This window comes from Proteiniphilum sp. (assembly GCF_034927365.1).
In the GTDB taxonomy this organism is placed as follows: domain Bacteria; phylum Bacteroidota; class Bacteroidia; order Bacteroidales; family Dysgonomonadaceae; genus Proteiniphilum.
Genome location: NZ_JAYFQD010000008.1, coordinates 21,936 through 45,176 on the forward strand (window position 1 = coordinate 21,936; position 23,241 = coordinate 45,176).

The following is a 23,241-nucleotide window of genomic DNA, read 5'->3' on the forward strand; positions in this document are numbered from 1 at the left end:
GTATTATTTAGAATCATTCTATTTAACACGTTCAAGAGCACACGTTCAAAACTATCACTCGTCAAAAAAGCTTCACCCTTATCGTCAAATATCGGTCCGGATTCTGGCGAATATCCTCCAGGAGTTTGGTGGCCGTATCAATTGTCATATTAAGGCTATCATGCAGTTTTGTATCGTTGAGTAACAAACCGAGTGAGTTGTCGTCACTATTGATTTTAGCCGTCAGTTGTTTCAAATTATTGACTGTTTCGTCTATGGATGCGAAGGTAGTCGCCATATCCATCTGGCTAAGTTCGTTGCTAACCACCTTCAGATCGGAAGAGACCGAAGCCAGATTTTTGCTGATTTCAGGAAGATCCTTTTCCATAGAACTAACCATTCTATTCAGGCTTACGCTTGATCTACTAAGTTGCTCGACAGTGTTTCCTATCCCTTTAATCGACTGGTCCCAAGCGGGATTGGCTACGATTTTATGAAGTGTATAGATGAGTGAGTCAACACGAAGAAGAATAGAATCGGCTTTGGGCATCACAGTCGCAACACCATCCATAAGGCCAAACATCTTTTTCCCGGTTATGGTGTCTCCAAGTTCAACATAAACATTAGAAGATCCCATCACGAGATTCACAGTGGATGCTCCAAACATATCAAGATCATACTCAAGATAACTTCCTTCCGGAATTCGTATATCCTCCGACAAGTTAAGTCCTACCGAGAAACGCATCGGATCGTCACTTACCATCTCTATCTTATTGATTAACCCTATCTGATAACCTTTCACATAGATCGGTGAAGAGATCAAAAGTTTCGATACATCATCAAACTGGGCATAATATTGATTCTGTTTTTTGAAAACATTGACCCCTTTCAGAAAATTAATCCCGAAATAAATCATGACAAGGCTGGCAATAAAAGCCAGTCCTATAAGTGCATTTCTACTCAATTTGGGTCCCATATATTGAAAATCTGTTTATTTGACACGTACTCCATCTTCGAACTCAATAATAAAGGCATCTTTGAAAATTTTCCGTACCTTCTTCAATAATTCTTTGCTCTCTCCAGGACTGAGTGTACTTCCATACGTATATTTATAGGTTTTTCCATCTGTATAAAAATCGACCGGCGTCAATCCTTTAAACACCGAAGCACCATTTTCATATTTACGGGATGAAGTCATGAACTGAATCCTGTATTCCCTTCCGTTAGTCACCCCTGAGGATGAGGAAACTCCGGCGGATTGAGGGCGCTGCTTTTCCCCATTATTAAAGACATAACTCTTTTTATCGTATTCCCGTTTATACTCTTTAAAGCCGTTATAAATACTCGTAGCAAGGGAAGTCTGACCGCTCTCGCTCTTCAGGTATTTTTCCTCCTCCCTGTTACTGATATATCCCAATTCCACAAGGACACTGGGCATAGCCACTGCTCTTAACACAAGAAATCCTGCCTGACGCACATTCCTGTTTATTCTCTTCGAATTAGTAACCAGTTGGTTTTGCACCATGGAAGCAAAATAAACGCTCCGATCGAGAAACTCGTTGGCCATAAATTCGAAGATAATATACGACTCCGGTTCGTTGGGATTAAAGCCTTCATACTTCACCGAATAATCCTCTTCATACATAATCACCGAGTTTTCTGCCTTGGCTACATCCAAATTATCCTTACTCCTGTGTAACCCCAGGACAAAAGTCTCCACTCCCTGAGGGGAAGTTTTTCTACGGTCGAGAGCATTACAATGAAGCGATATAAACATATCGGCATGCACCTTGTTGGCAATCTCCGCTCTTCTGTTCAACTCCACAAACCGATCATCTTTCCGGGTATATATTACATTCACATCAGGGTGATTACTTTCGATGAATTTCCCCAGTTTCAAACCCACCGATAGTACGATATCCTTCTCCTTGGAATTTGATCCCACCGCACCGGGATCTTTCCCTCCATGACCCGGATCAATTACAACAGTAAATTTTCTGTTTTGAGCTGATATTGGCCCGGCAATCATCAAAAAAACCGGGATTAGAATCCAAAAAAGAAAAAACAACTGCTTTCTATGTAGCACCATACAAATTGTTTTTTGCAAAAATAGATATAAATTTTGTATTGAAAACAGTTTCACGATATGGCTAAGATGAATTTATTCAACTTTGAAACAATTTAACATGAAATAAACCTTCCCATTACTCCAATAGACACAGAAAGTGAGTTGCCAACACAACTCACTTCCCTGCCGCTTCATCATGAAACGGTATATAAAATTAAATCCCGAAACTTAAGGCATCAATTCGGCTAATTTCTTTTCCAGCGCATTTCCTCTCAAATTTTTTTCAATTATTGTACCTTCTCTGTCAAGTAATACTGTGTGAGGTATAGCGTCAATAGCGTAAAGATCCACTACCGCACTATTCCAATATTTCAGGTCAGACATCTGAGGCCAGGTCATCTTGAGATCCTTGATGCCCTGTGCCCAGCGATTATGATCCTGATCTAATGATATCCCAACAACTTCAAAACCCTTTGCTTTATATTTTTCATAAGCCGCTACTACATGAGGCATCTCCTGACGACAAGGACCACACCATGAAGCCCAAAAATCAATCAAGACATAATTTCCTTTTCCGGCATAATCGGATAGAGAAACTTCCTTTCCCTCTGTATCGTCCATAGAGAAATCAATGAACTTCTTTCCCACAGCCACTTTTTCAAGATTATCCAGCCTCGTTATCATTCGTCGGATATTTTCATCGGCTTTGAATTCATCACTGGCAAGGGTAAAGATCTCTCTCTGTTGTTCAGGTTTTAGCATGGAGGTATAACGGGAATTCTGAAAAACAAATTCACCCAGTTTATTAGTAATGTTTTCTTTGAAAAAATTGAAATTAAGATCGATCAGTTGATCACTGATCCCATCATAAGCCTCATTCAACTCAGCATCACGCTCTTCTGTCATTGTGCCGGCTGCTGTCTCATTATTGAATTGTTCTACAATACCCCTACTCTTCTGCACCAGTTCTCTTTGAGCCAATCTAAAATTGTTATATCCACTATTTACAGCACTCCCCTTTACTGTTATTACTGTATCGAAAGCCACCTCCAGCTTGCCAGGCTCGATCAACACCGGTACAATGCTTTCCTGCTGGGGGTTGACATTTCCATCGAGTGCAATCAAACGAACACCTATCGTATCGGCGATTCCCGAAAAAGTGAATATTTTGTTTTGCACAACAGCCGTATCCGTTATTAACACGTCATTATTTACTATCCGTTGCAGATAAACGTTCGTACCTTCATAAGCATCACTGGGTACGGTACCGTTGATCGTATACTTATTGCTGTTTTGACACGACAAGAGAGTGGCTGCTGCAATAAAAAGATAAATTAGTTTTCTCATTTGCTTTCTTTTTTATAATTAAACCACAACAAAGATATGGAAAATGTAACGATGAAATGCAATTTTAGTGTTTTTTTAAGTGCTTACAATAAAGAGGTATTGCTTACGTTTTAGTTATATAAACAAGAATTGATTGGATATGCGTACACCTGAAAGGAAACAAAATGAGGCGGCAAGTGTGAACATTAAAATTAAGCCATCTCTCCTATCGTTGGCTCTTATCCGACAATTCGCCAATTGTATTCATGTCGAAAAGGGGCTTCACCTACCAGACAACATATTATTTATCAACTAGTTTAATCTCCAACAACAGACACGGCTTCTTTCTGCTGTCTGTTAAAAACTTACGATTTATTTGCATTTCTATTATTTTGATTACATTTGCGAATTAAATCACAGCAATGCTTTTAGAATTAGAACTATCAAGGCGATATGCCTTTATGTACTGCTTCAGCAAGATACCGGTTCTTATGCGGACAGGGATAGTTTTTCCGGAATTTCAGGTAAAATAAGATAAATCATTGGAAAAGGTTCAACGAAATACCCATTCACCCAAACAACTAAATTAAAATGAAATCGATATGAAAGATTTGGGCTCTCAGACTTGCCTATAAATTTCAACTTCGACGACAAGTATGGAACTATACTGTTTGAAGATGGAGTCGACACACACACTCTAATAGTCTCCGGGCATTCCTTAGGGGAGGTATTTCCGTCGGATTTCGTTTCTAATCCGACAGGAAATCCCATCATCTTTTTTTGTGCCATCATCATTTTTTTCTAACTTTGGATCGATAAAACTCGAAATGTATGAGCACAATTGTAGCGCCATCGCTGTTATCAGCCAATTTTTTGAATCTTGAAAAAGACATTGACATGTTGAACCGGAGTGAGGCTGACTGGATTCACCTGGATATCATGGATGGAGTTTTTGTGCCTAATATCTCCTTCGGATTTCCGGTGATCGATTTACTGAAGAAAGTGACGCATAAGATTCTGGATGTACATCTGATGATTGTACAACCTGAGAAATTCACCAATGAAATAGCTGATACGGGTGCTACTTATATGAATGTGCATTATGAAGCCTGTACACATCTTCACCGGGTAGTACAGGAGATTAGAAAAAAAGGGATGAAACCGGTTGTCACACTAAATCCACACACTCCCGTATCGGTACTCGAAGATATCCTTCCCGACCTCGACATGGTACTGCTCATGTCGGTAAATCCCGGGTTTGGGGGACAACGATTTATTGAACATTCTGTCAAAAAAACGGCCATGCTCAAGGAGATGATCCTGCGACAGCAAACTCCCACCTTGATAGAGGTGGATGGCGGAGTAAATCTGGAAACTGGCAGAAGGTTGGTGGATGCAGGCGCCGATGCACTGGTTGCCGGAAGTTTCATTTTCTCTTCGGCCAATCCTGAAGAGACGATCCGCCAATTAAAGATGCTGTAACCCGTGAAAAAGTAAGATCCTACCGCAAAAGGGGTTATTACTTCGCTAACCATCTTTTTTATCCTTCCGATAAAAGAATTTGTCTTTCGGAAAGCGTTCTGTTTAAAACGAAGAATCTGGTTTTAATGAATGCATTAATCGGAAAAACACCCTTCTTCCGTCTCTTGCTTCCCGTGATTACCGGTATCGTTGCGGGGATGCTTTTTTCTGGAATATTGCCTGCATCTCTACCACTATCTCTGATTGGATTGTCTCTCATCTTATTATCGTTCCTTATCCTACCTTACTACCGATACAAGTTCAGATGGGTATTTGGTGCAGGGACCTGCCTCTTTCTGTTTTCCCTCTCCCTCTACCAGTTCCGGCAATGCAAAGAATCTACACAACTCACGCCCCCCGGTTATGGACAATACGATATCGGTATCGTATTGGATATCCCCGAAGTGAAACCACGCAGTATTGCAGTCAATGTAAAAACAGCCCCTCCCGGGGAAAAGAAAGTGGTTCTTTATCTGGAACAAACCGACCAAGCAAGACGATTGACCCCTGGCGACGAAATTGTGTTCCTTTCCGGCATAGTGCCGTTCAGAAATTTCGGGAATCCGGATGATTTTGATTATGCCCGATATATGTGGATCAAGGGATTCTCCGGGTCGGGTTATGTGAGCGGGAACGACTGGCGGAAAACCGGTCGAAAGTCGAAAAACATATCGATCATGGCCCTACAGGTCAGGGCGAAAGCTCTTGACTTTTACCGTTCATTCGGACTGGAAAGCGACGCATACGCTTTCATCTGCGCTCTCACCCTCGGCTACAGTACCTATCTTTCCGACGAACTGAATACAGCCTTCCGCGTTTCGGGAACAGCCCACGTATTATCAGTGAGCGGATTGCATGTAATTGTTATTTATGCAATCATCAACATGCTGTTCTCTTTCCTGGGTAAAACGGGAAAACCGTTTGTTATCCGCCAATGGCTCGTCATCCTTGTACTCTGGGAATATGTTTTCCTTTCCGGGATGCTTCCTCCCGTCATACGGGCCGCCATCATGCTTTCCATCGTCTGTCTGGGTAATATACTCCACAAAAGAGGGATTACCTATAATACACTGGCTGCCGCTGCCTTCTGTATTCTCATTTTCGACCCATTCTACCTTTTGGATCTGAGTTTCCAGATGAGTTTCATATCGGTGTTCGGCCTTCTCTACTTTCAACCTAAACTGAACATACTCTACTCTCCGACGAAAAAGGTGGTAAAATATGTATGGGATCTATTCACTGTCTCCATTTCAGCACAACTGGCTGTTTTTCCGCTCGTCCTTTACTATTTCGGAACATTTCCCACCTATTTCTTTCTCACTAATCTTTTGGTGGCACCTCTTACCGGCGTTATTATCTATGCAACTTTTCCCTCTGTTGTTTTCGGAGCGCTCGCCTTTCTCAAATGGAATGCCATCGACTTTCTGCTCGTTGCGTTCAACTGGATATTGAAAAACCTGATAGAGGTAACCCTCAGGATCGTATATATTTCCGAGTCAATCCCTTTTGCACAGATATCCGACATCAAGATATCTTTTCCTCAGTTGATACTGCTTTCCCTATTGATTTTTGCCTTTACCCGTTTTCTCACTTCACGCGGTTTTCGACCGCTTATCATCTCACTGGTCGCACTGCTGTTCTTCCAGTTCACAACCACTTATGAAACTATAACCCGTACCGCACCGCAACTCACAGTGTTCAATCATCCCGGTGTGAGCGAGATCTCTATCTTTCATAATAACAAACGACACTTCATCAACATTCAGGAAAACAACCTCATACCTCATCCTGAAAAACACATCCTCCTCCTGTCGGAGACTACGTCTACTTCATATCATTCAGAAAAACAGTTCCCGGTAGATATCCTGATCCTTTCCAAACAGTCGTCCTTTGATATAGAACAGTTACTCGACCTTTTCCATCCCGCGATGATTGTCCTTGACAGTTCAATACCCCGTTATGCTGCAAGCAGGATAGTACGAGAGTGTACAGCATTGGGCATTGAGATACACGATGTGGCGGAAAAGGGAGCCTTTTCGCTAAATTTTTACTAATTTTGTCGCTCTATCATACGACAGCAACTAAAATGAATTGTATCCCATCGATTTCAAATGTAATCCAATCCCTGAAAGTAGAGCAGGTTATGGAAGCGATTGCCAGGGCAGAAAAGATCGTCATCACTACACATCGCTCACCAGACGGTGATGCATTAGGATCCTCACTGGCTCTCTATCATTTCCTGAAAAGAAGGAATAAAAATGTAAAAGTTATCGTACCCAACTCCTTCCCCTATTTCCTGAAATGGATGCCTGGGGCCCGGGAGATTGAAATATACGAATACAATCCGATAGCCGCACAATATATCCTCGCTCATGCCGATCTGATCTTTTCCCTGGACTACAATATCTCAAAAAGAGTCGGTGATATGGCTCCGTTTCTTGATAAATCCCAGGCAGAGAAAATCCTGATCGATCATCATCTTCTCCCAGGGGAAAATTTCGACATAACGATATCACATCCCGAAATATCGTCCACCAGTGAACTCGTGTTCAGGTTATTTTTTCAGGCAGGAAAGTATGAGGAGTTGACACAGGCGGAGGCTGAATGTATCTATTGTGGTATGATGACCGATACCGGAAGCTTCACATTCAATTCCAGCGATCCCGAAATTTTCGAGATTATCAGTTTGTTACTGAGAAAAAATATCAATAAGGATGCAATCTATTCACAGGTTTTCGATAATTATTCCGAGGAGCGTTTTCGCTTGCTTGGCTTTACCTTATCGCAACGGATGGAGGTATATCCCGAATTACATTCGGCTCTTCTGTATCTCTCCAGGGAAGATCAGTCCCAATTTCGTTTCAGCAAAGGGGATACTGAAGGATTTGTGAATTATCCACTCAGTATCAAGGGTATCATCTTCACCACGTTTATTCGTGAGGATGATGATCTGGTCAAGCTCTCGTTCCGCTCTCAGAAATCGTTTCCTTGTAATGAATTTGCAGCCGATTTCTTCAACGGAGGAGGTCATCTGAATGCGTCGGGAGGTGAGTTCTACGGGACTTTCGAAGAAGCAATCCGCGTTTTCAAGGAAGGATTGAAATCATACGAGAAAAAATTGAAAAATAATGCAGGAGAGCTTTAACCCATTTTTAAGAATAGATAATGTTTATTTCAGCCTAACCTCTATTTTATTGATGTAGATTGTGTATTTTTGTAGGCTATTCGTGACTAATGTGATTAATGAGAATGTGCTTCGCTCAATAGTGCATTCAATTTTTCACTTTTCAATTTCATTTTAATTAAAAGAATATGAAACTATTCAATTACGTAATTCCTATACTGGTCGGCTTATTGATTCTGACCTCATCGTGTAATAACAAGAAAACATATGCCGATTACCTGAAAGAAGAAAGGAGGGCTATTGACCTATTAATAGCGAAAAATAATTTCAGTATTCTTCGGGAATTTCCAGCAGATAGTATTTTTGAAGAGAATGAGTTTTATAAAGATCCCAATACTGGCGTCTATTTTAATATCATCAACCTCGGGGATCCCATCACCCCCAAATGGAGAGAAAAAATAAATATTCGCTTCAATGGATTGAGTTATTTTAAGGAAAACGACACACTCTTTTATTCCAATCGGCAGAGTGTGCTACCTATTGAATTGGAATACATTGGAGCTATTAATTCGCTAACAAAAGGAAATTACGGTACACCCGGATTGGTTGTTCCACTGAGTTATGTGGGGCACAGAGGAAAAGCAAAATTGATTGTTCCCTTTGACATGGGATCCTCGAGCGACCAATCCTCATTTGAACCGACTTTCTACAGGGAAGTTGAATACCGATTTGAAAGTCAGTGGTAATCACGTAGAAAAAGAAACTCCTATGACACTAATCAAATCCATATCCGGAATACGAGGAACGATCGGAGGAATAGTAGCCGAAAACCTGACTCCACTCGACATAGTGAAGTTCACAGCAGCTTATGCAACATTTATCAAAAGATCAATAACGCTCCGGCCGGTTGGAGATTCTTTCTCTCAGAAGCGGAGACCGTGCATCATCGTAGGGAGGGATGCCCGTATTTCAGGGGAGATGGTGCATAGGATCATTACAGGAACGCTTATAGGAATGGGGTGCGATGTAACCGACATAGGAATGGCTACAACACCCACCACAGAGATTGCTGTTGAGAAAGAGAACGCATCCGGTGGCATCATTATCACTGCCAGTCATAATCCGAAACAGTGGAATGCATTGAAATTATTGAATAACAATGGTGAATTTCTGAGTGCGGCTGAAGGAGAGGAGATTCTCGCCATTGCCGAATCGGATGATATTTTATTTTCGCCCGTTGATGAACTGGGAAAAATAACCCAAAAACAATATCTTCATGAGCATATCCAGCAGGTTCTATCGCTCGATTTAGTAGACAGGAAAGCCATAGAGGCAGCCAATTTCCGGGTTGCGATCGATTGTGTGAACTCTGTAGGGGGAATCGCTATTCCCGAATTATTATATGCTTTAGGAGTGAAAGAAATTTTTAAATTGCACTGTGCGCCACACGGTAATTTCTCCCATAATCCGGAACCGCTGCCTGAGCATCTGACCGAACTAGCGTCACTCACAAGAAGTTCAAAAGCTACTGTGGGTTTTGCCGTAGATCCGGATGTAGACCGACTGGCTATATATTGTGAAGACGGAACACCCTTTGGAGAGGAGTATACGTTGGTAGCCGTATCTGGTTACATTTTGCAACATACACCCGGCAATACCGTATCCAACCTCAGTTCAACTCGTGCGCTGAGAGATATTACACTTGCCAGAGGCGGTGAATATAATGCTGCAGCGGTAGGAGAAGTGAATGTGGTGGCTAAAATGAAAGAAACCAATGCAGTGATTGGTGGAGAAGGAAACGGTGGAGTTATTTATCCCGCTTCTCATTACGGGCGGGATGCACTTGCCGGTATTGCCCTGTTCCTCAGCTATCTTGCCAAATCAGGGAAGAAACCTTCGGATTTGAGAAAATCATATCCCTCTTATTTCATGTCAAAACAAAAGGTGGAGCTTACCCCCGGCATAGATACGGAAATGATTCTGAATAAAGTAAAAGAAATGTTCAGAGACGAGCGAATAACTGATATCGATGGAGTGAAAATCGATTTCCCCGACAAATGGGTACACTTAAGAAGATCGAATACTGAGCCAATCATACGCATTTATTCGGAAGCTCATTCCATGGAAGAAGCGGAAGATATCGGTAAACAAATCATCAACATCATACAAAAATTTTCATGACAGGGTAAAACTGTCATCTGTTTCTCTTTCAACTGCCACCTCACTCAAATGATGTGGCTTTTGAATTAAATAAACTAACAGATTCACAATTAATGAAAGATACACTGATCAGTCGCGAACAGTTGCGAGCGCTGCATCCTCTACTCAGGGGCAAATATGGAGACAAATTGATAGACTGGGGCATAAAAATAGCGGCCCTGGATGTTCCGAATGAAATTTATAACCGTTCCAAACATCTTACAGGACCTGATTTTTGTAAAGATGTACTGGATAAACTGGAAATCACCCGGAAGGTGAGAAATGCGGAAATCCTCAAGGAGTTCAAAGACCGTCCTTTCATCACGGTATCGAACCATCCATACGGTCATATCGACGGGATTGCCGCTATCGAAACTGTAGGAAGCAGGGTACCTAATTACAAGATGATGGTAAACATTATTCTGGGACTAATAGACACCATGGCTGAAAATTTCATTACGGTAAATCCCATGAAGTATGGCGACAAGAACAGCATCACCTTCGCCGGTATCAAAGAAAGTATCGCTCATGTAAAAAATGGGCATCCTTTGGGATTCTTTGCTGCCGGAGCGGTTTCCAATCTTATTTTCAAAAAGGGGAAAATAGTAATCGAAGACCGGGAGTGGCAACCGTCAGTGACGAAAATTATCCAAAAAGTGAAAGTGCCGGTGATCCCGATGCATATCTCCGGAAACAGTAGTCTTTTGTTTTATATGTCGAGGATATTCGGTTATCAGGTTCGAACCCTTAGGCTTTGTCACGAACTATATAACAAAAAAGGTAAAGAAATGGTACTCACCTTCGGCAACCCAATCATGCCTGACAAGATCAAATCGTTTAAGGACGATATAACGGACTTGGCACAATACCTGAAGGAAGAAACCTATGCTTTAGGATACAAATAAATATTTTTCTATCTTTGGATACTAATAAAAATAGCACGCTTATGGCAAAACACTCTTTACAACAGGTGAAGCAACGTTTCGGGATTATTGGTAATGATCCCAAGTTGGATCGTGCCATCGATGTTGCTTTGCAGGTGGCGCCCACCGACCTGTCGGTGCTCATTACCGGTGAAAGTGGTACAGGGAAAGAGAATTTTCCGCAGATCGTGCACCAATACAGTAACCGGAAGCATGGCCCTTACTTCGCCATCAATTGCGGTTCGATACCCGAAGGCACTATCGATTCGGAACTCTTCGGACATGAGAAAGGATCGTTTACCGGAGCCACTGGAACCAGAAAGGGTTATTTCGAAGTAGCCGACGGAGGTACCCTTTTCCTCGACGAAGTGGGAGAACTCCCTCTGCCTACACAGGCACGGTTACTTCGTGTGCTGGAGAGCGGAGAATTCATCAAAGTGGGCTCTTCGAAAGTAGAGAAAACCAATGTTCGTGTGGTAGCAGCGACCAACCTCGATATGGTAAAAGCGGTGGAGAAAGGAAAATTCAGGGAAGACCTTTATTACCGGCTTAATTCAGTACCTATCCGTATCCCACCCTTGCGTGACCGGGCAGAGGATATTCCCCTTTTATTCAGAAAATTTGCAGGTGATTGTGCCGAAAAATATATGATGCCTCCCATCACACTGACCGACGATGCAAAAGAGAGACTGAAAAGTTATCGATGGCCCGGTAATGTACGTCAATTGAAAAATATTACCGAACAAATATCGGTGATTGAACAGGAACGCCTGATCACATCCGACATTCTACAGAAATACCTCCCTAATAATGAAGTAGGGATGCTGCCTGTCTCGGTTCATCAGATTCATGAATCGGAACATAAATCGTTCGCAAACGAACGGGAAATTCTCTATCAGGTACTGTTTGACATGAAAAAGGATATTACCGACTTGAAGCAGGTAGTGAAGAGTATTATGGAGGATTCGGCACAACATAGTTCTTACAGTCCCGCTCCATCGGAAATACACTCCTCCTCAATCATGACCAACGACAATACCCGGGTTTCCGTTCCCGTGAAGTATGAGGCGATACCCAAAAAGATTACTTTAGATGAACCCGAGAGAAATAATATTCAGGAAGCTACTGAATATGAAGAGAGCGCTTTATCGATCAGTGACGTGGAGAAAGAGATGATTATGAAAGCGCTGGAAAGACATAATGGCAAAAGAAAACTTGCAGCTAACGACTTAGGTATTTCTGAACGCACATTGTACCGTAAAATTAAGGAGTACTCATTGCCAGGTTAAGATTATGAAGAAAAATATTATTATCCTCTTGTTATTACTGATATCCGTAAGTTCCTGCCGGATATCCTATTCGTTCAGGGGTACCTCCATCAATTATGATCTCACTAAAACCCTTCAGATAGCACACTTCGTCAATCAGGCTCCCTTGGTATATCCCCCACTTGAACAGCGATTCAATGAGAAGATAAAGGATATGTTCACCCGCAACACACGTCTGCAAATGGTAAATCAAAACGGGGACATGGAGATTGAGGGAGAGATCGTAGGATATGAACTTACCCCTCTGGCGGTACAGGAGGATGCGTTTGCTTCGGAAACGAAGCTAACCATGACGGTTAGAATGCGATTCCGGAACAATAAAACGGATGACCCCGAGATCGAAGAGAGAATTTCTGCTAACCGCACATTCTCCAGTAATGAAGTGTTCGACTCGGTTCAAGACGAACTGATTAATCAACTCATCGATGAAATTGTAGATCAGATATTCAACGCCACCATGTCAAACTGGTAATTGTATGCAAAAGAAAGATCTATACAGATGGATAGAAAATCCGGACAGGCTTGACACTGCTACATTGAAAGAACTAAGAACAGTAGTGGAGGAGTATCCTTTTTTCCATACCGCCAGATTACTGTATACGAAGAATTTAAATCTTATTGATAATCAGGAATACGAAGATGAGCTGGGAAAAACAGCTGTTTTGTGTAACGACAGAAGAAAACTGTTCTATCTTATCTACCGCGATGAATACGGGAAATTTTTAAATAACAACGAGGGTATCCGGTTAGAGAGAGGTGACAGGACCGAAGAATTACTGGAATCGTACCTTTCATCACTTGGTGAAAGAGACATGATTGAACCTACGATTGAAAATGCGGCGTTGAATGTGGCTACGACCGACTATTTTTTCTATCTGAAATCGTTAGGTGGAGAAATTGCCAATTCCGATCAAGCAGAACAGCAAAAGTTACAACATCAGGATATTATCGATGCTTTTATCGAGAAAGCCGAATCGGATATATTATTCGTACCCAAAGAGGCAGGCCTAACTGAAACAAGGCTGGAAACGGAAGAAAGACAAGAAGAAGGCGAGTTTTTGACCGAAACTCTGGCAAAAATTTATATCAAACAGAAGAAATATGAACAGGCGCTCACAATAATTAAAAGGTTAAGTTTGAATTTTCCAAAAAAAAGTGTTTACTTTGCGCACCAAATTCGTTTTCTCGAACTATTGATTAGTATTGAACGTTCTCGTCAGGCCAAATAAGTAATGTCAAATTTATTTGAATTTTGACATAGATAGAGAAGAAGTAATTAAATTGAACAAAATAAAGACAAATAAGATATGTATATTTTCATCACAATCCTTATTGTACTGGCAGCGATCCTGATGATTTTTGCCGTATTGGTACAGAAATCCAAAGGGGGAGGACTGGCAAGCGGTTTCGCTTCGTCGAATCAAATCATGGGAGTTAGGAAAACAACCGATTTCCTGGAAAAATTCACATGGACATTAGCCGGCACAATCATTCTACTGAGTATCCTGACGGCCAAATACACGACCTCACACTCCAACGGCCCACAATCTCAGATAGAAGTGCAGCAACCTGCACCGCTGAATCCCACCTCGGCTCCTAACGTAACGCCGGAGATACCCATCCCTTCACAGATTCCCGCCCAGCCCCAGCCGGAAGAGGGAACACCGGGAGAGTAAAACTTGATTTGACATACGACCTCGGTGGTAAAATAGATATTGTCGTATGAAACCACTGCTATTTACTTTTTTTCTGTTGTATGCCCTGTCATCCGGGGCCCAGACTATTACATACGATACGATCAAGGTATCTCCCGATGATGAACGGAATATCCATCTCAATCGTTCCGAAAAAGGAAGTGTTGCGAAGGCTCCCTTGCGAAAGGAAAATGTAAATCATAGGGAAGGACAGGTTACTGCTTTTGACAAAAGCAAACTGCGTTTCGGTGCAAATATGGGTTTATCGATAAGTAGGAATTACACCAATCTGGGAATTGGACCGCAGATAGGGTACCAGTTTAATCAATATTTTATGGCGGGTGCGGGGATTAAGTATTATTATACCAGAGCACGCACTTACTCATATGAAATAAAAAATAATTTATTAGGAGCGAACCTGTTCGGCTATTTTTATCCGGTGCAATTCATCACTCTTTTCGCACAACCCGAAATAAATTATATTTGGTCCACATTAAAACCCACAACACAAGGCGATACTTTAACGGATAAAGGGATGGTTCCTTCTTTGGTAGTAGGTGCCGGTCTGCGTCTTGGAAGATCTCATATCACACTTAATTACGACTTGCTGCAAGATGTAAATTCACCCCACCCCGAAGGATTTTACGTAGGAGTCTCTGCATTTTTTTAAAGCAATAAAACTTTCTCAGCAGCCCTCTTTTCCAAGCTTCATTCAGGTCAACGAAAAACAATATCCTTTACGACAGGAAGCTCTGCGTAGCCATTCAATTTTTTGATCAGATCCTCTTTTATCATCATCAGTTCGGCACGAAGCACGGCAGAGGTAAGGTGCACATAAAGGGTATCGCGATTGAAATATATGTTACCCGTATACTGGGAGATACCTTCACCCAATAATTCGTTCCAACCCCTCACAACACGCTGTTGGGCCAGCTTCACTCTCAACACATTATTCTCATTAAAAAAATCGGAGAGCGCATCAGATAACGGTTGGGCATTTTTCTTCTGCATCGCGACTAATCTTTCAATAGGTTTATTTCTCCGTCTGTCACGGAATAGATATGCGAACTGTTATCAATCCGCGCGAGGATCTTATCGAGAGATCCTCTGTTGGTATCCGATATGAATATCTGTCCAAATTCAGCACCGGCAACCAACTTTACAATTTCTTCCACCCGCCTGGCATCGAGCCGATCAAAGATATCATCCAGCAACATGATAGGAGTAGTTTTGCCGGTCTTCAACAGGAAATGGAATTGTGCCAGTTTCAACGAAACAAAATAGGTTTTATTCTGTCCTTGTGATCCTACCTTTTTAATGGGATAGTCATCCAACAGCATCTCCAACTCATCGCGGTGGATACCTGTAGAAGTATGACCAAGAAAGAGATCCCGTTTCCTGTTTTGCATCAACTTTTTACCAAAATCGGCTTCACTCAACTGAGATGTATAGCTAAAAGATACCTGTTCGCCCGATTGGCTGATCCGTGCATAAAATTGATTGAAGATAGGGGTAAATTCATCAATAAAATCTTTCCTCTTTCGATGGATGAAACTACCAGCTTCCACCATCTGCTCTTCCCAGAGATCTAACAAAGTGAGATCGACAAGCAATTCCTCATTTTTCAACAATACATTCCGTTGTTGCAGAGCTTTGTTATACCTGAGCAATGCACGAAGATACTCCTTGTCAAATTGGGAGATAGCCATATCCATAAATCTGCGTCTCACCTCACTCCCTCCCGTAATCAATTCGTTATCCGCAGGGGATATCATAACAAGTGGTATCAAACCGATATGGTCGGAGAGCCTTTCATACTCCTTTTTATTGCGTTTGAACTGTTTCTTTTGCCTTCGACGAATAGCGCAATAAACCTCCTCCCGGGTAGTATCTTCAAATTCATACTTTCCCTGTAACATACATACCTCCTCTCCATGTCTTATGATCTGAGAATCGACAGGATTGGTATAACTTCGGCAAAAGGAAAGATAATAGACGGCATCCAGCAGATTGGTCTTCCCCATCCCATTATCACCTATGAAACAGTTCATTTTAGGAGATAATATCAGATCTGCCTGAGTGAGGTTTTTATAATTGATTATGGAAAGTTCTTTCAGAATCATTTTTCCAGTTCAACAGTTCAACATATTATTACATTATTCACATTGACATTACTTGTCTCGATTTATCGGGATTGGTATATTGGTACATTAGTTTCATTCTTCAAGCAACAGGCGTTGGAGATCCTCCGGAGAAATGTTCATTTTAAGTCTACCTTGTGAGGCGAACGAAATCTTTCCTCTCTCTTCGGAAACGATAATCACTTTGGCATCAGTTTCCTGCGAAATCCCCAATCCGGCTCTGTGTCGTAACCCCAGATGGGTTGGAATATTAGGGTTTTGAGAGATAGGTAAGATACACCCTGCTGCCTTGATTTTTTTTCCAACCACGATCATAGCTCCGTCGTGCAGCGGGCTGTTCTTAAAAAATATATTCTCGATAAGGCGCGACGATATATCGGCATTCACTATTTCTCCGGTCTGTTCATAAAGACCGAGATGAAGATCGCCCTGAATAGCGATCAAAGCTCCGGTGTTAGTCTTCGACATATTCATACAGGCCAGTACGATGGCAGTCAAGTGAGATTTATCACTTTTCTGTTTATCACCTGGAAAAAAGAGTTTGGTGATAAAGGTCCATCCTTTTTTGGAGCCAAGCGACATCAAAAATCGCCGGATCTCATCCTGAAAGAGTATCACGAACAAGAAGAGTCCCACATTCACAAACTGGTCCAGGATGGAGCCGAGCAGCACCATGTTGAATACCCTCGATACCAGGATCCAGATTACCATAAAGACCAGAATCCCGATAAAAAGCGGACGCATCCCCGATATCTTTACCAACCGAAACAGGTAGTAGAGAAGTAGTGCCATCAGGACTACATCAATAAAATCTTTTATTCCAAAATGTGAGAACATATTTCTTTATGAGCAAGTTTAACATTTTCGATAATCTTCACACACTCCACGGCCTCCTTCACATCGTGCACCCGTAGGATATCGGCACCGGAAAGCAATGCCACCGAGTTGAGAACGGAGGTACCGTTGAGACTCTCTTCCGGCGTGATTCCCAATAGCTTGTAGATCATCGATTTTCTCGATATTCCTACCAATATCGGTTCCTCAAAGATATGAAAATATTTCAGATAAGCCATCAATTCATAATTTTGAGAGATCGTTTTACTGAATCCGAACCCTGGGTCTATTATTACATCGTTTACACCAAGCATATCCAGTTTTGCCTTACGCTCAGAGAAATAGTAAAGTACATCCTGAATGAAATTATCATAATGAGTGAGTTCTTGCATTGTTTGAGGTGTACCCCGCATATGCATGAGGATATAAGGGACATTCAATTGAGCCACAACAGAAAACATCCGCCCGTCGATCTGTCCACCCGAGATATCATTGATGATATTTGCCCCATACTCCTCCACTGCTTGCTTCGCCACATCGGCATAAAAAGTATCCACTGAAATAATCACATCCGGGAACTCTTTTCTAATCAATTTTAGCGCAGGTATCAGACGCTCTGCTTCCTCCTTCACTTCAAGAAACCGGGCCACGGGTGAAGAGGATTGTGCACCTACATCTATCATCACCCCCCCCTCGTTGATTATCTGATTACACCGCTCCACAATGTCGTTCGCGCCCTGTGTCCGGCTTCCCGAAAAGAAAGAATCAGGCGTAACATTCACTATTCCCATCACCCGGGGTGTGGAAAAATCAAGTAGCGTTCCGTTTATATTGATAGTCTTCATTGTTATTCATGCTTCGCATGTTAATCAACCGAATTTAGAGTACCGAATCAGGATCCTGTCCCGGATAATCTACGGTATAATGTAATCCCCTACTTTCTTTACGCGCCATGGCCTGTTTTATCACCATATATCCCACCTTGATAATATTCCTCAATTCACAGATATCCCGCGATACAACCGATCGTTGAAAGAGATTTTCGGTCTCACGGAAAAGGATATTTAGCCGGTTAAGCGCCCTTTGCAAGCGCAAATCTGAGCGGACAATACCCACATATGATGACATGATCTGCCCCACTTCCCTGTAACTTTGAGTGATCAATACCATCTCCTCGGGAGATGTGACCCCTTCTGCATTCCAGGATGGGATATCTTCCCGGAATTCATATTGCCTGAAGAGAGGTATAGAATGCCTAGCTGCTGCATCTGCAAAAACTACCGCCTCAATGAGAGAATTCGATGCCAACCGGTTGGCTCCGTGTAACCCGGTACAGGCACATTCTCCGTTGGCATAAAGACGACTGATACTTGTCTCACCATCCATATTCACCTCGATCCCCCCACACAGGTAATGCGCCGCAGGCGCCACAGGAATCATATCTTTGGTAATGTCGATCCCGTAAGAAAGACATTTCTCATAAATAGTCGGAAAATGTTTCTTTGTCTCCTCCCGATCTTTATGGGTCACATCCAGGAAGAGATGCTCAAGGCCCTTCTCCTTCATTTCAGTATCGATAGCCCGGGCGACAATATCACGGGGAGCAAGCGAACCCCGCTGATCATATTTGTGCATGAATTCCTTGCCGTCGAGCGTCTTTAACACGCCTCCGTAACCGCGTATCGCTTCTGTAATAAGAAATGAAGGGCGTGCACCAGGATGATACAACGCCGTGGGATGAAACTGCACAAACTCCATTCCCCTAATCTCTCCCTTGGCGCGCGCTACCATCGCAATACCGTCGCCTGTAGCGACCAACGGGTTAGTGGTTGTTTGATAAATACAGCCAATCCCTCCCGTAGCCATCATCGTGACGCGGGCAAGAAAAGTATCGATCTCGTTGGTATCCTGATTGAGGATATAGGCGCCGTAACATTCAATATCCGGGGTATGCCTTGTGACCACCTGCCCCAAATGGTGCTGAGTAAGCACTTCTATCGTAAAATGATGGTCAAAGACATCGATGTTGGGATGGTTGCGGATGGTCTCAATCAGGCTATCCTGTATCTCTGCACCGGTATTATCTTTATGATGTAAAATGCGAAATTCCGAATGTCCTCCTTCACGGTGAAGATCGAAATTACCTTTGTCATCCTTATCAAAATCCACACCCCATCCTATCAGTTCTCTGATTTGCGCGGGAGCCTCACGTACCACCTTTTCCACAACCGTTATGTTGCACAGACCAGCTCCGGCATCCAGCGTATCGGCGATATGCTTTTCGAAATTATCCCAGGGATTGGTTACAGAGGCAATCCCTCCCTGCGCATAATATGTATTGGCTTCTTCAAGTGAATTCTTCGCTATAATGGCGACTCTCCCATGTTTGGCTACCTTCAGGGCATAACTCATTCCGGCAATACCCGAACCGATAACCAGAAAATCATATCTATATACCATTTACCTCTTTTTTAGAATTATTCTGATACAAATTTACATGATTTTCCTACATCGTCACCACTATTCTTATCGGGATTATCAATATATCTGCATGAAATCAGTTGAATCCACGTTCCGACTATTCATCATCATACAGGAAAAGTATGGTTAAAAAACATTATATCATCTAAAGTTCTCTACTAATTTGCTTTCTTTGCATATTTAGCAAACAGGTACTAAGCATCACGCTATTAATTGTTTTACGCTTCAATAATTCCTATATGAACAACTCATTTCACCTGTTTCTTATTCTCTGCTTTCTATCGGTTTCAAACCTGATTACCGGAAATACAATGCAGCAAGACTCAATCTATCTGCTCAGAGGCAGAATAGTTGCTGCCGACACTAAAGAACCTTTGGCGAATGCAAGTATTTCGGTACAACAGATGAATATAGCAAGCATCTCCAATCAGGATGGATATTTTTCCATTCGAATCCCGGATTCTACAAAGCATTCTCAACTGATTATCCGCTATCTGGGATATGAAAACAAGGAGATTCCGATAATCACATTAATAGATAATCCTAATAGCCAGATTACCCTAACCCCCTCGTGGATTGAATTAAGCGAGGTTGTCGTTGTTTCAGGTGACGGCTCAGAACTAATACGCAATGCACTACGACGTATTCCTCAAAATTACCCCGAGAGACCACATATGATGGTGGCCTTCTATCGTGAGTCAATAAAGAAAGGCTCACATTACATCTCTCTGGTAGAGACCGTTCTGGATATTTATAAAGCGAGCTATAGCTCTTATAGTAACGATCAGTCCAGAATTTATATCGGCCGTAAAGCTACCGACATCTCCCCCCGCGATACTATTATGCTCAAGTTTCAGGGAGGTATCAGTGATGCCCTCCTGCTCGACATCGCCAAGAATCCGGAGATTGTTTTCGGTACAGATGCGTCTGAATATAAGTTTCACATCGAGGGACTGATCAGTTTCAATGACAAACCGCACTATATTATTGTATTTTCACCTCTTCCCGAAGTGAAGGATATCCTGTTTAGAGGACGTATATATTTAGACTCGGAATCATTTGCCTTTGCCCGTATGGAATTTAACATGAATGTGGAAGAAGAGAAAGAGGCCCCTAAAATTTTTATCAAACGAAAACCGGCAAAGATGAAAGTGGATGTAAACAAGGCGCAATATGTAGTCGATTTTATTGAAAATAACGGCAAGTGGTATTTCAATTATAGCAGTATCGAAGTGATATTTCGGGTACGCTGGACAAACCGATTTTTCGGACTTTTTTCGACCACCTACACCATTGGTTCGGAGATCGCCATTACTGACAGATACGATAACAAAGTGCTGAAATTTCCCAGAAACGAACGCATCCAATCTACCGATGTGATAGCCGAAAAAGTAGAACATTTCCTTGACCCTGACTTCTGGGGGGAATACAACGTGATCGAACCTAATCAGGAAATAATGGATGCCGTGAAACGGTTAAGCGGGAAATTACAGAGAAGAGCGGAATGATTTGTTGATGTGAGTAATGAGAGACTAAGAAGACTGGGGAGAAAGGGAAGCTGGGAGAAAAAGTGAAGAAAATCACAAAACTGTTTGGATTTAAAAAATTTAGACGTACCTTTGCAACCCAAAAGTTTTTTACAATTATATTATTTAGAAAATCAGTATGTATTTAGATTCTGCTAAAAAGAAAGAAATCTTTGCAAAGCACGGGAAGTCCAACACTGATACTGGCTCACCAGAAGCACAGATAGCATTGTTCTCCTACCGTATTTCGCATTTGACTGAGCATCTCAAGTCAAACAAAAAAGATTATAGCACGGAAAGAGCTTTGAAAATTTTAGTAGGTAAGCGTCGCCGTTTACTCGATTACCTGATCGATACCGATATCGAAAGATATCGTTCTATCATCAAAGAATTGGGTATAAGAAAATAATTTTTCAAAGAAAAAAATTAAAAAGAGGATGGACGAACTGTTTTTTCCTCTTTTTTTATTTACAAACATCACTCTGGGAAGGTGTCAACAAAAGGGATCTATCATTACGGACAAAAAATATGTTATAAAAGTATGTCCTATAACATATATATTTTTTTTGCCGATCCAAAATAGCGCCTTATCTTTGCACCGATAACCTAAAACAATCTTTTTTACCTTATTCCTGATATCACGTTAACCGATATAAAAGAGGCCTTCTCGATCGAGGGGGCCTCTTTTTTGGATCTTGTAAATTGTACAAGTGGGTGCTACCAGGATTACTGCCGTTTCATGGAAAGGAGAAGAGACAACCGTTTATCAATAATCACCTTAAATTTTTGGTTATATAAAAAATTGTCTATATTTGAGGATTGAATAATCTATTTTTCGGGAATTGAACCATTATGCTCAAGATACTCATCCTCATTGATTACTCCAGCGAATTCAGTCGCCGACTGCTCAGAGGGTTAATCCAATACTCCAAAGAGCATGGCCCCTGGATCTTTTATCGCTTACCCTCTTACTATAGAACGCTGTATGGCAAACAAGGGATTGTAGAATGGGCCAAAGAGTGGGAAGCCGATGCTATTGTGGCACGGTGGGATCATGATGGCACCAATTTATTGGAGTCATTGAATATTCCCATCCTACTCCAAAACTACAAAGAACGAAGTCCTTACTTCTCCAACCTGACCGGTGATTATTTCGGTACAGGCGAGATGGCGGCACAATTCTTTATTAAAAGGCGTTATCGGAATTTCGCCTTCTATGGGAACAAAGGTGTCGTCTGGTCTCGTGAAAGAGCGGAAGGATTCAGGTCTCAAATCGAGAAGATAGGAGGCAATTATCATTATTTCGAAAGTGAGAACCTGGATGGAGAAGAATGGAGTACCAGTCATATACAACTCGATGAATGGCTCTTATCATTACCCAAACCGGTAGGTTTGTTTGCCTGCGACGATAATTTCGCGCTTCGATTATCCCAAATCTGCAAGATCAATAATATCAGAATTCCTGAAGATATCACTTTATTAGGAGTAGACAATGACGAGCTGATCTGTAACCTGTCCGATCCGCCGATCTCCTCCATCGTTACGGATGTGGAAAGAGGTGGATACGAAGCCGGACGGTTGATCGACAGGATGACCAAGGGGGAGATCAAAGAGCCATTCAATATTGTTATCCGACCGACACGAATCGAGCTAAGGAAATCTACAGAAAGATACGATATCTCCAATGAATATATTTCCCGGATTGTCAATTATATCGAAGATAATTTCACCTCCAATATCGTGATTGAATCTCTAATACAACAGGTCCCACTATCGCGGCGTAATCTGGAAGTGAAGTTCAAAGAGGAAATGGGAACCTCCATCTATCAATTTATCCTGAGTTGCAGGATCGAGTATTTTGCTCATCTATTATTAACTACCGACAGAACACTTTTTGACCTGGCACTGGAGTCAGGATTCAATGATTGCAAAAATATTTCCCGTATTTTTAAGAAGATGAAAGGGTACACTCCTCTTGAATACCGTAAAAAATACGGCGACTCTCACAAGAAATAACGCTATTTGAAAACAGAATTACGTTTTTAAAGCATTTTTCAACTATATAAAAAATAATTTTGTGTCTTAAGTAGATTGAAG

General features: G+C 41.8%; 22 protein-coding genes. 14 read left to right on the plus strand and 8 right to left on the minus strand.

The annotated features are described in order from the left end of the window. Positions 1-61: 61 nt before the first annotated feature. From VB073_RS05835 to VB073_RS05845, 3 genes are all read right to left on the minus strand, one after another. Entirely contained in the window at positions 62-955 is an 894-nt protein-coding gene (locus VB073_RS05835; protein WP_323403212.1) for an MlaD family protein, read from the minus strand. 15 nt (positions 956-970) lie between these two features. Next, entirely contained in the window at positions 971-2,068 is a 1,098-nt protein-coding gene (locus tag VB073_RS05840) for an N-acetylmuramoyl-L-alanine amidase (protein WP_323403213.1), read from the minus strand. A 207-nt stretch (positions 2,069-2,275) separates the two neighbouring features. Continuing rightward, positions 2,276-3,394 carry a TlpA disulfide reductase family protein gene (locus VB073_RS05845; protein ID WP_323403214.1) on the minus strand — a complete coding sequence of 373 codons (1,119 nt, stop codon included), beginning with the start codon at positions 3,392-3,394 and terminating at the stop codon, positions 2,276-2,278. A gap of 810 nt (positions 3,395-4,204) precedes the next feature. Between VB073_RS05845 and rpe the strand changes: the two genes are divergently transcribed. The 11 genes from rpe to VB073_RS05900 all read left to right on the plus strand — a co-directional run bounded on the left by rpe (position 4,205) and on the right by VB073_RS05900 (position 14,832). Then, positions 4,205-4,855 (plus strand): ribulose-phosphate 3-epimerase, encoded by a 651-nt coding sequence (rpe, locus tag VB073_RS05850; protein WP_323403215.1) that lies wholly within the window; start codon positions 4,205-4,207, stop codon positions 4,853-4,855. Between the two features lie 125 nt (positions 4,856-4,980). After that, on the plus strand, positions 4,981-6,948 hold the full coding sequence (locus VB073_RS05855) for a ComEC/Rec2 family competence protein (RefSeq protein WP_323403216.1): 1,968 nt from the start codon (positions 4,981-4,983) through the stop codon (positions 6,946-6,948). A 32-nt stretch (positions 6,949-6,980) separates the two neighbouring features. After that, on the plus strand, positions 6,981-8,039 hold the full coding sequence (locus tag VB073_RS05860) for a DHH family phosphoesterase (RefSeq protein WP_416349507.1): 1,059 nt from the start codon (positions 6,981-6,983) through the stop codon (positions 8,037-8,039). Positions 8,040-8,206: 167 nt separating this feature from the next. Next, positions 8,207-8,764, plus strand: a complete 558-nt coding sequence (locus tag VB073_RS05865) for a DUF4827 family protein (RefSeq protein ID WP_323403217.1) — start codon at positions 8,207-8,209, stop codon at positions 8,762-8,764. Positions 8,765-8,786: 22 nt separating this feature from the next. After that, positions 8,787-10,199: a phosphoglucosamine mutase gene (glmM, locus tag VB073_RS05870; RefSeq protein WP_323403218.1), complete on the plus strand. Its 1,413-nt coding sequence runs from the start codon at positions 8,787-8,789 to the stop codon at positions 10,197-10,199. Positions 10,200-10,291: 92 nt separating this feature from the next. Further along, the gene (locus VB073_RS05875) at positions 10,292-11,122 is read left to right on the plus strand and encodes a hypothetical protein (protein WP_323403219.1); all 831 of its coding nucleotides are present in this window, start codon (positions 10,292-10,294) and stop codon (positions 11,120-11,122) included. A 41-nt stretch (positions 11,123-11,163) separates the two neighbouring features. Further along, positions 11,164-12,429 carry a sigma-54 dependent transcriptional regulator gene (locus VB073_RS05880; RefSeq protein WP_323403220.1) on the plus strand — a complete coding sequence of 422 codons (1,266 nt, stop codon included), beginning with the start codon at positions 11,164-11,166 and terminating at the stop codon, positions 12,427-12,429. A 4-nt stretch (positions 12,430-12,433) separates the two neighbouring features. Continuing rightward, the gene (locus VB073_RS05885; protein ID WP_323403221.1) at positions 12,434-12,940 is read left to right on the plus strand and encodes an LptE family protein; all 507 of its coding nucleotides are present in this window, start codon (positions 12,434-12,436) and stop codon (positions 12,938-12,940) included. Between the two features lie 4 nt (positions 12,941-12,944). Beyond that, complete coding sequence (locus VB073_RS05890) at positions 12,945-13,697, plus strand: tetratricopeptide repeat protein (RefSeq protein WP_323403222.1); 753 nt, start codon at positions 12,945-12,947, stop codon at positions 13,695-13,697. Positions 13,698-13,775: 78 nt separating this feature from the next. Continuing rightward, entirely contained in the window at positions 13,776-14,144 is a 369-nt protein-coding gene (gene secG, locus VB073_RS05895; protein WP_323403223.1) for a preprotein translocase subunit SecG, read from the plus strand. A 46-nt stretch (positions 14,145-14,190) separates the two neighbouring features. Next, entirely contained in the window at positions 14,191-14,832 is a 642-nt protein-coding gene (locus tag VB073_RS05900; RefSeq protein WP_323403224.1) for a hypothetical protein, read from the plus strand. Positions 14,833-14,879: 47 nt separating this feature from the next. Here the strand turns inward: VB073_RS05900 and VB073_RS05905 are convergent, their stop codons facing one another. The 5 genes from VB073_RS05905 to nadB all read right to left on the minus strand — a co-directional run bounded on the left by VB073_RS05905 (position 14,880) and on the right by nadB (position 19,597). Then, complete coding sequence (locus VB073_RS05905; protein WP_323403225.1) at positions 14,880-15,173, minus strand: DUF721 domain-containing protein; 294 nt, start codon at positions 15,171-15,173, stop codon at positions 14,880-14,882. 5 nt (positions 15,174-15,178) lie between these two features. Beyond that, a complete protein-coding gene (gene recF, locus VB073_RS05910) occupies positions 15,179-16,285 on the minus strand; it encodes a DNA replication/repair protein RecF (protein ID WP_323403226.1) in 1,107 nt (368 codons plus the stop codon). Positions 16,286-16,378: 93 nt separating this feature from the next. Beyond that, the gene (gene cdaA, locus VB073_RS05915; protein ID WP_323403227.1) at positions 16,379-17,140 is read right to left on the minus strand and encodes a diadenylate cyclase CdaA; all 762 of its coding nucleotides are present in this window, start codon (positions 17,138-17,140) and stop codon (positions 16,379-16,381) included. Then, positions 17,119-17,982, minus strand: a complete 864-nt coding sequence (gene folP / locus VB073_RS05920; RefSeq protein ID WP_323403228.1) for a dihydropteroate synthase — start codon at positions 17,980-17,982, stop codon at positions 17,119-17,121. The genes cdaA and folP overlap by 22 nt, the downstream gene beginning before the upstream one ends. A gap of 34 nt (positions 17,983-18,016) precedes the next feature. Continuing rightward, positions 18,017-19,597 carry an L-aspartate oxidase gene (gene nadB, locus VB073_RS05925; RefSeq protein WP_323403229.1) on the minus strand — a complete coding sequence of 527 codons (1,581 nt, stop codon included), beginning with the start codon at positions 19,595-19,597 and terminating at the stop codon, positions 18,017-18,019. A gap of 260 nt (positions 19,598-19,857) precedes the next feature. On the opposite strand from nadB, the gene VB073_RS05930 reads away from it, so the two are divergent. The 3 genes from VB073_RS05930 to VB073_RS05940 all read left to right on the plus strand — a co-directional run bounded on the left by VB073_RS05930 (position 19,858) and on the right by VB073_RS05940 (position 23,160). Further along, positions 19,858-21,126, plus strand: coding sequence for a carboxypeptidase-like regulatory domain-containing protein (locus tag VB073_RS05930; protein ID WP_323403230.1), 1,269 nt, complete (start codon positions 19,858-19,860; stop codon positions 21,124-21,126). A 157-nt stretch (positions 21,127-21,283) separates the two neighbouring features. Continuing rightward, complete coding sequence (gene rpsO / locus VB073_RS05935) at positions 21,284-21,553, plus strand: 30S ribosomal protein S15 (RefSeq protein ID WP_294080764.1); 270 nt, start codon at positions 21,284-21,286, stop codon at positions 21,551-21,553. 443 nt (positions 21,554-21,996) lie between these two features. Beyond that, positions 21,997-23,160: a DNA-binding transcriptional regulator gene (locus VB073_RS05940; RefSeq protein ID WP_323403231.1), complete on the plus strand. Its 1,164-nt coding sequence runs from the start codon at positions 21,997-21,999 to the stop codon at positions 23,158-23,160. Positions 23,161-23,241: the final 81 nt, after the last annotated feature.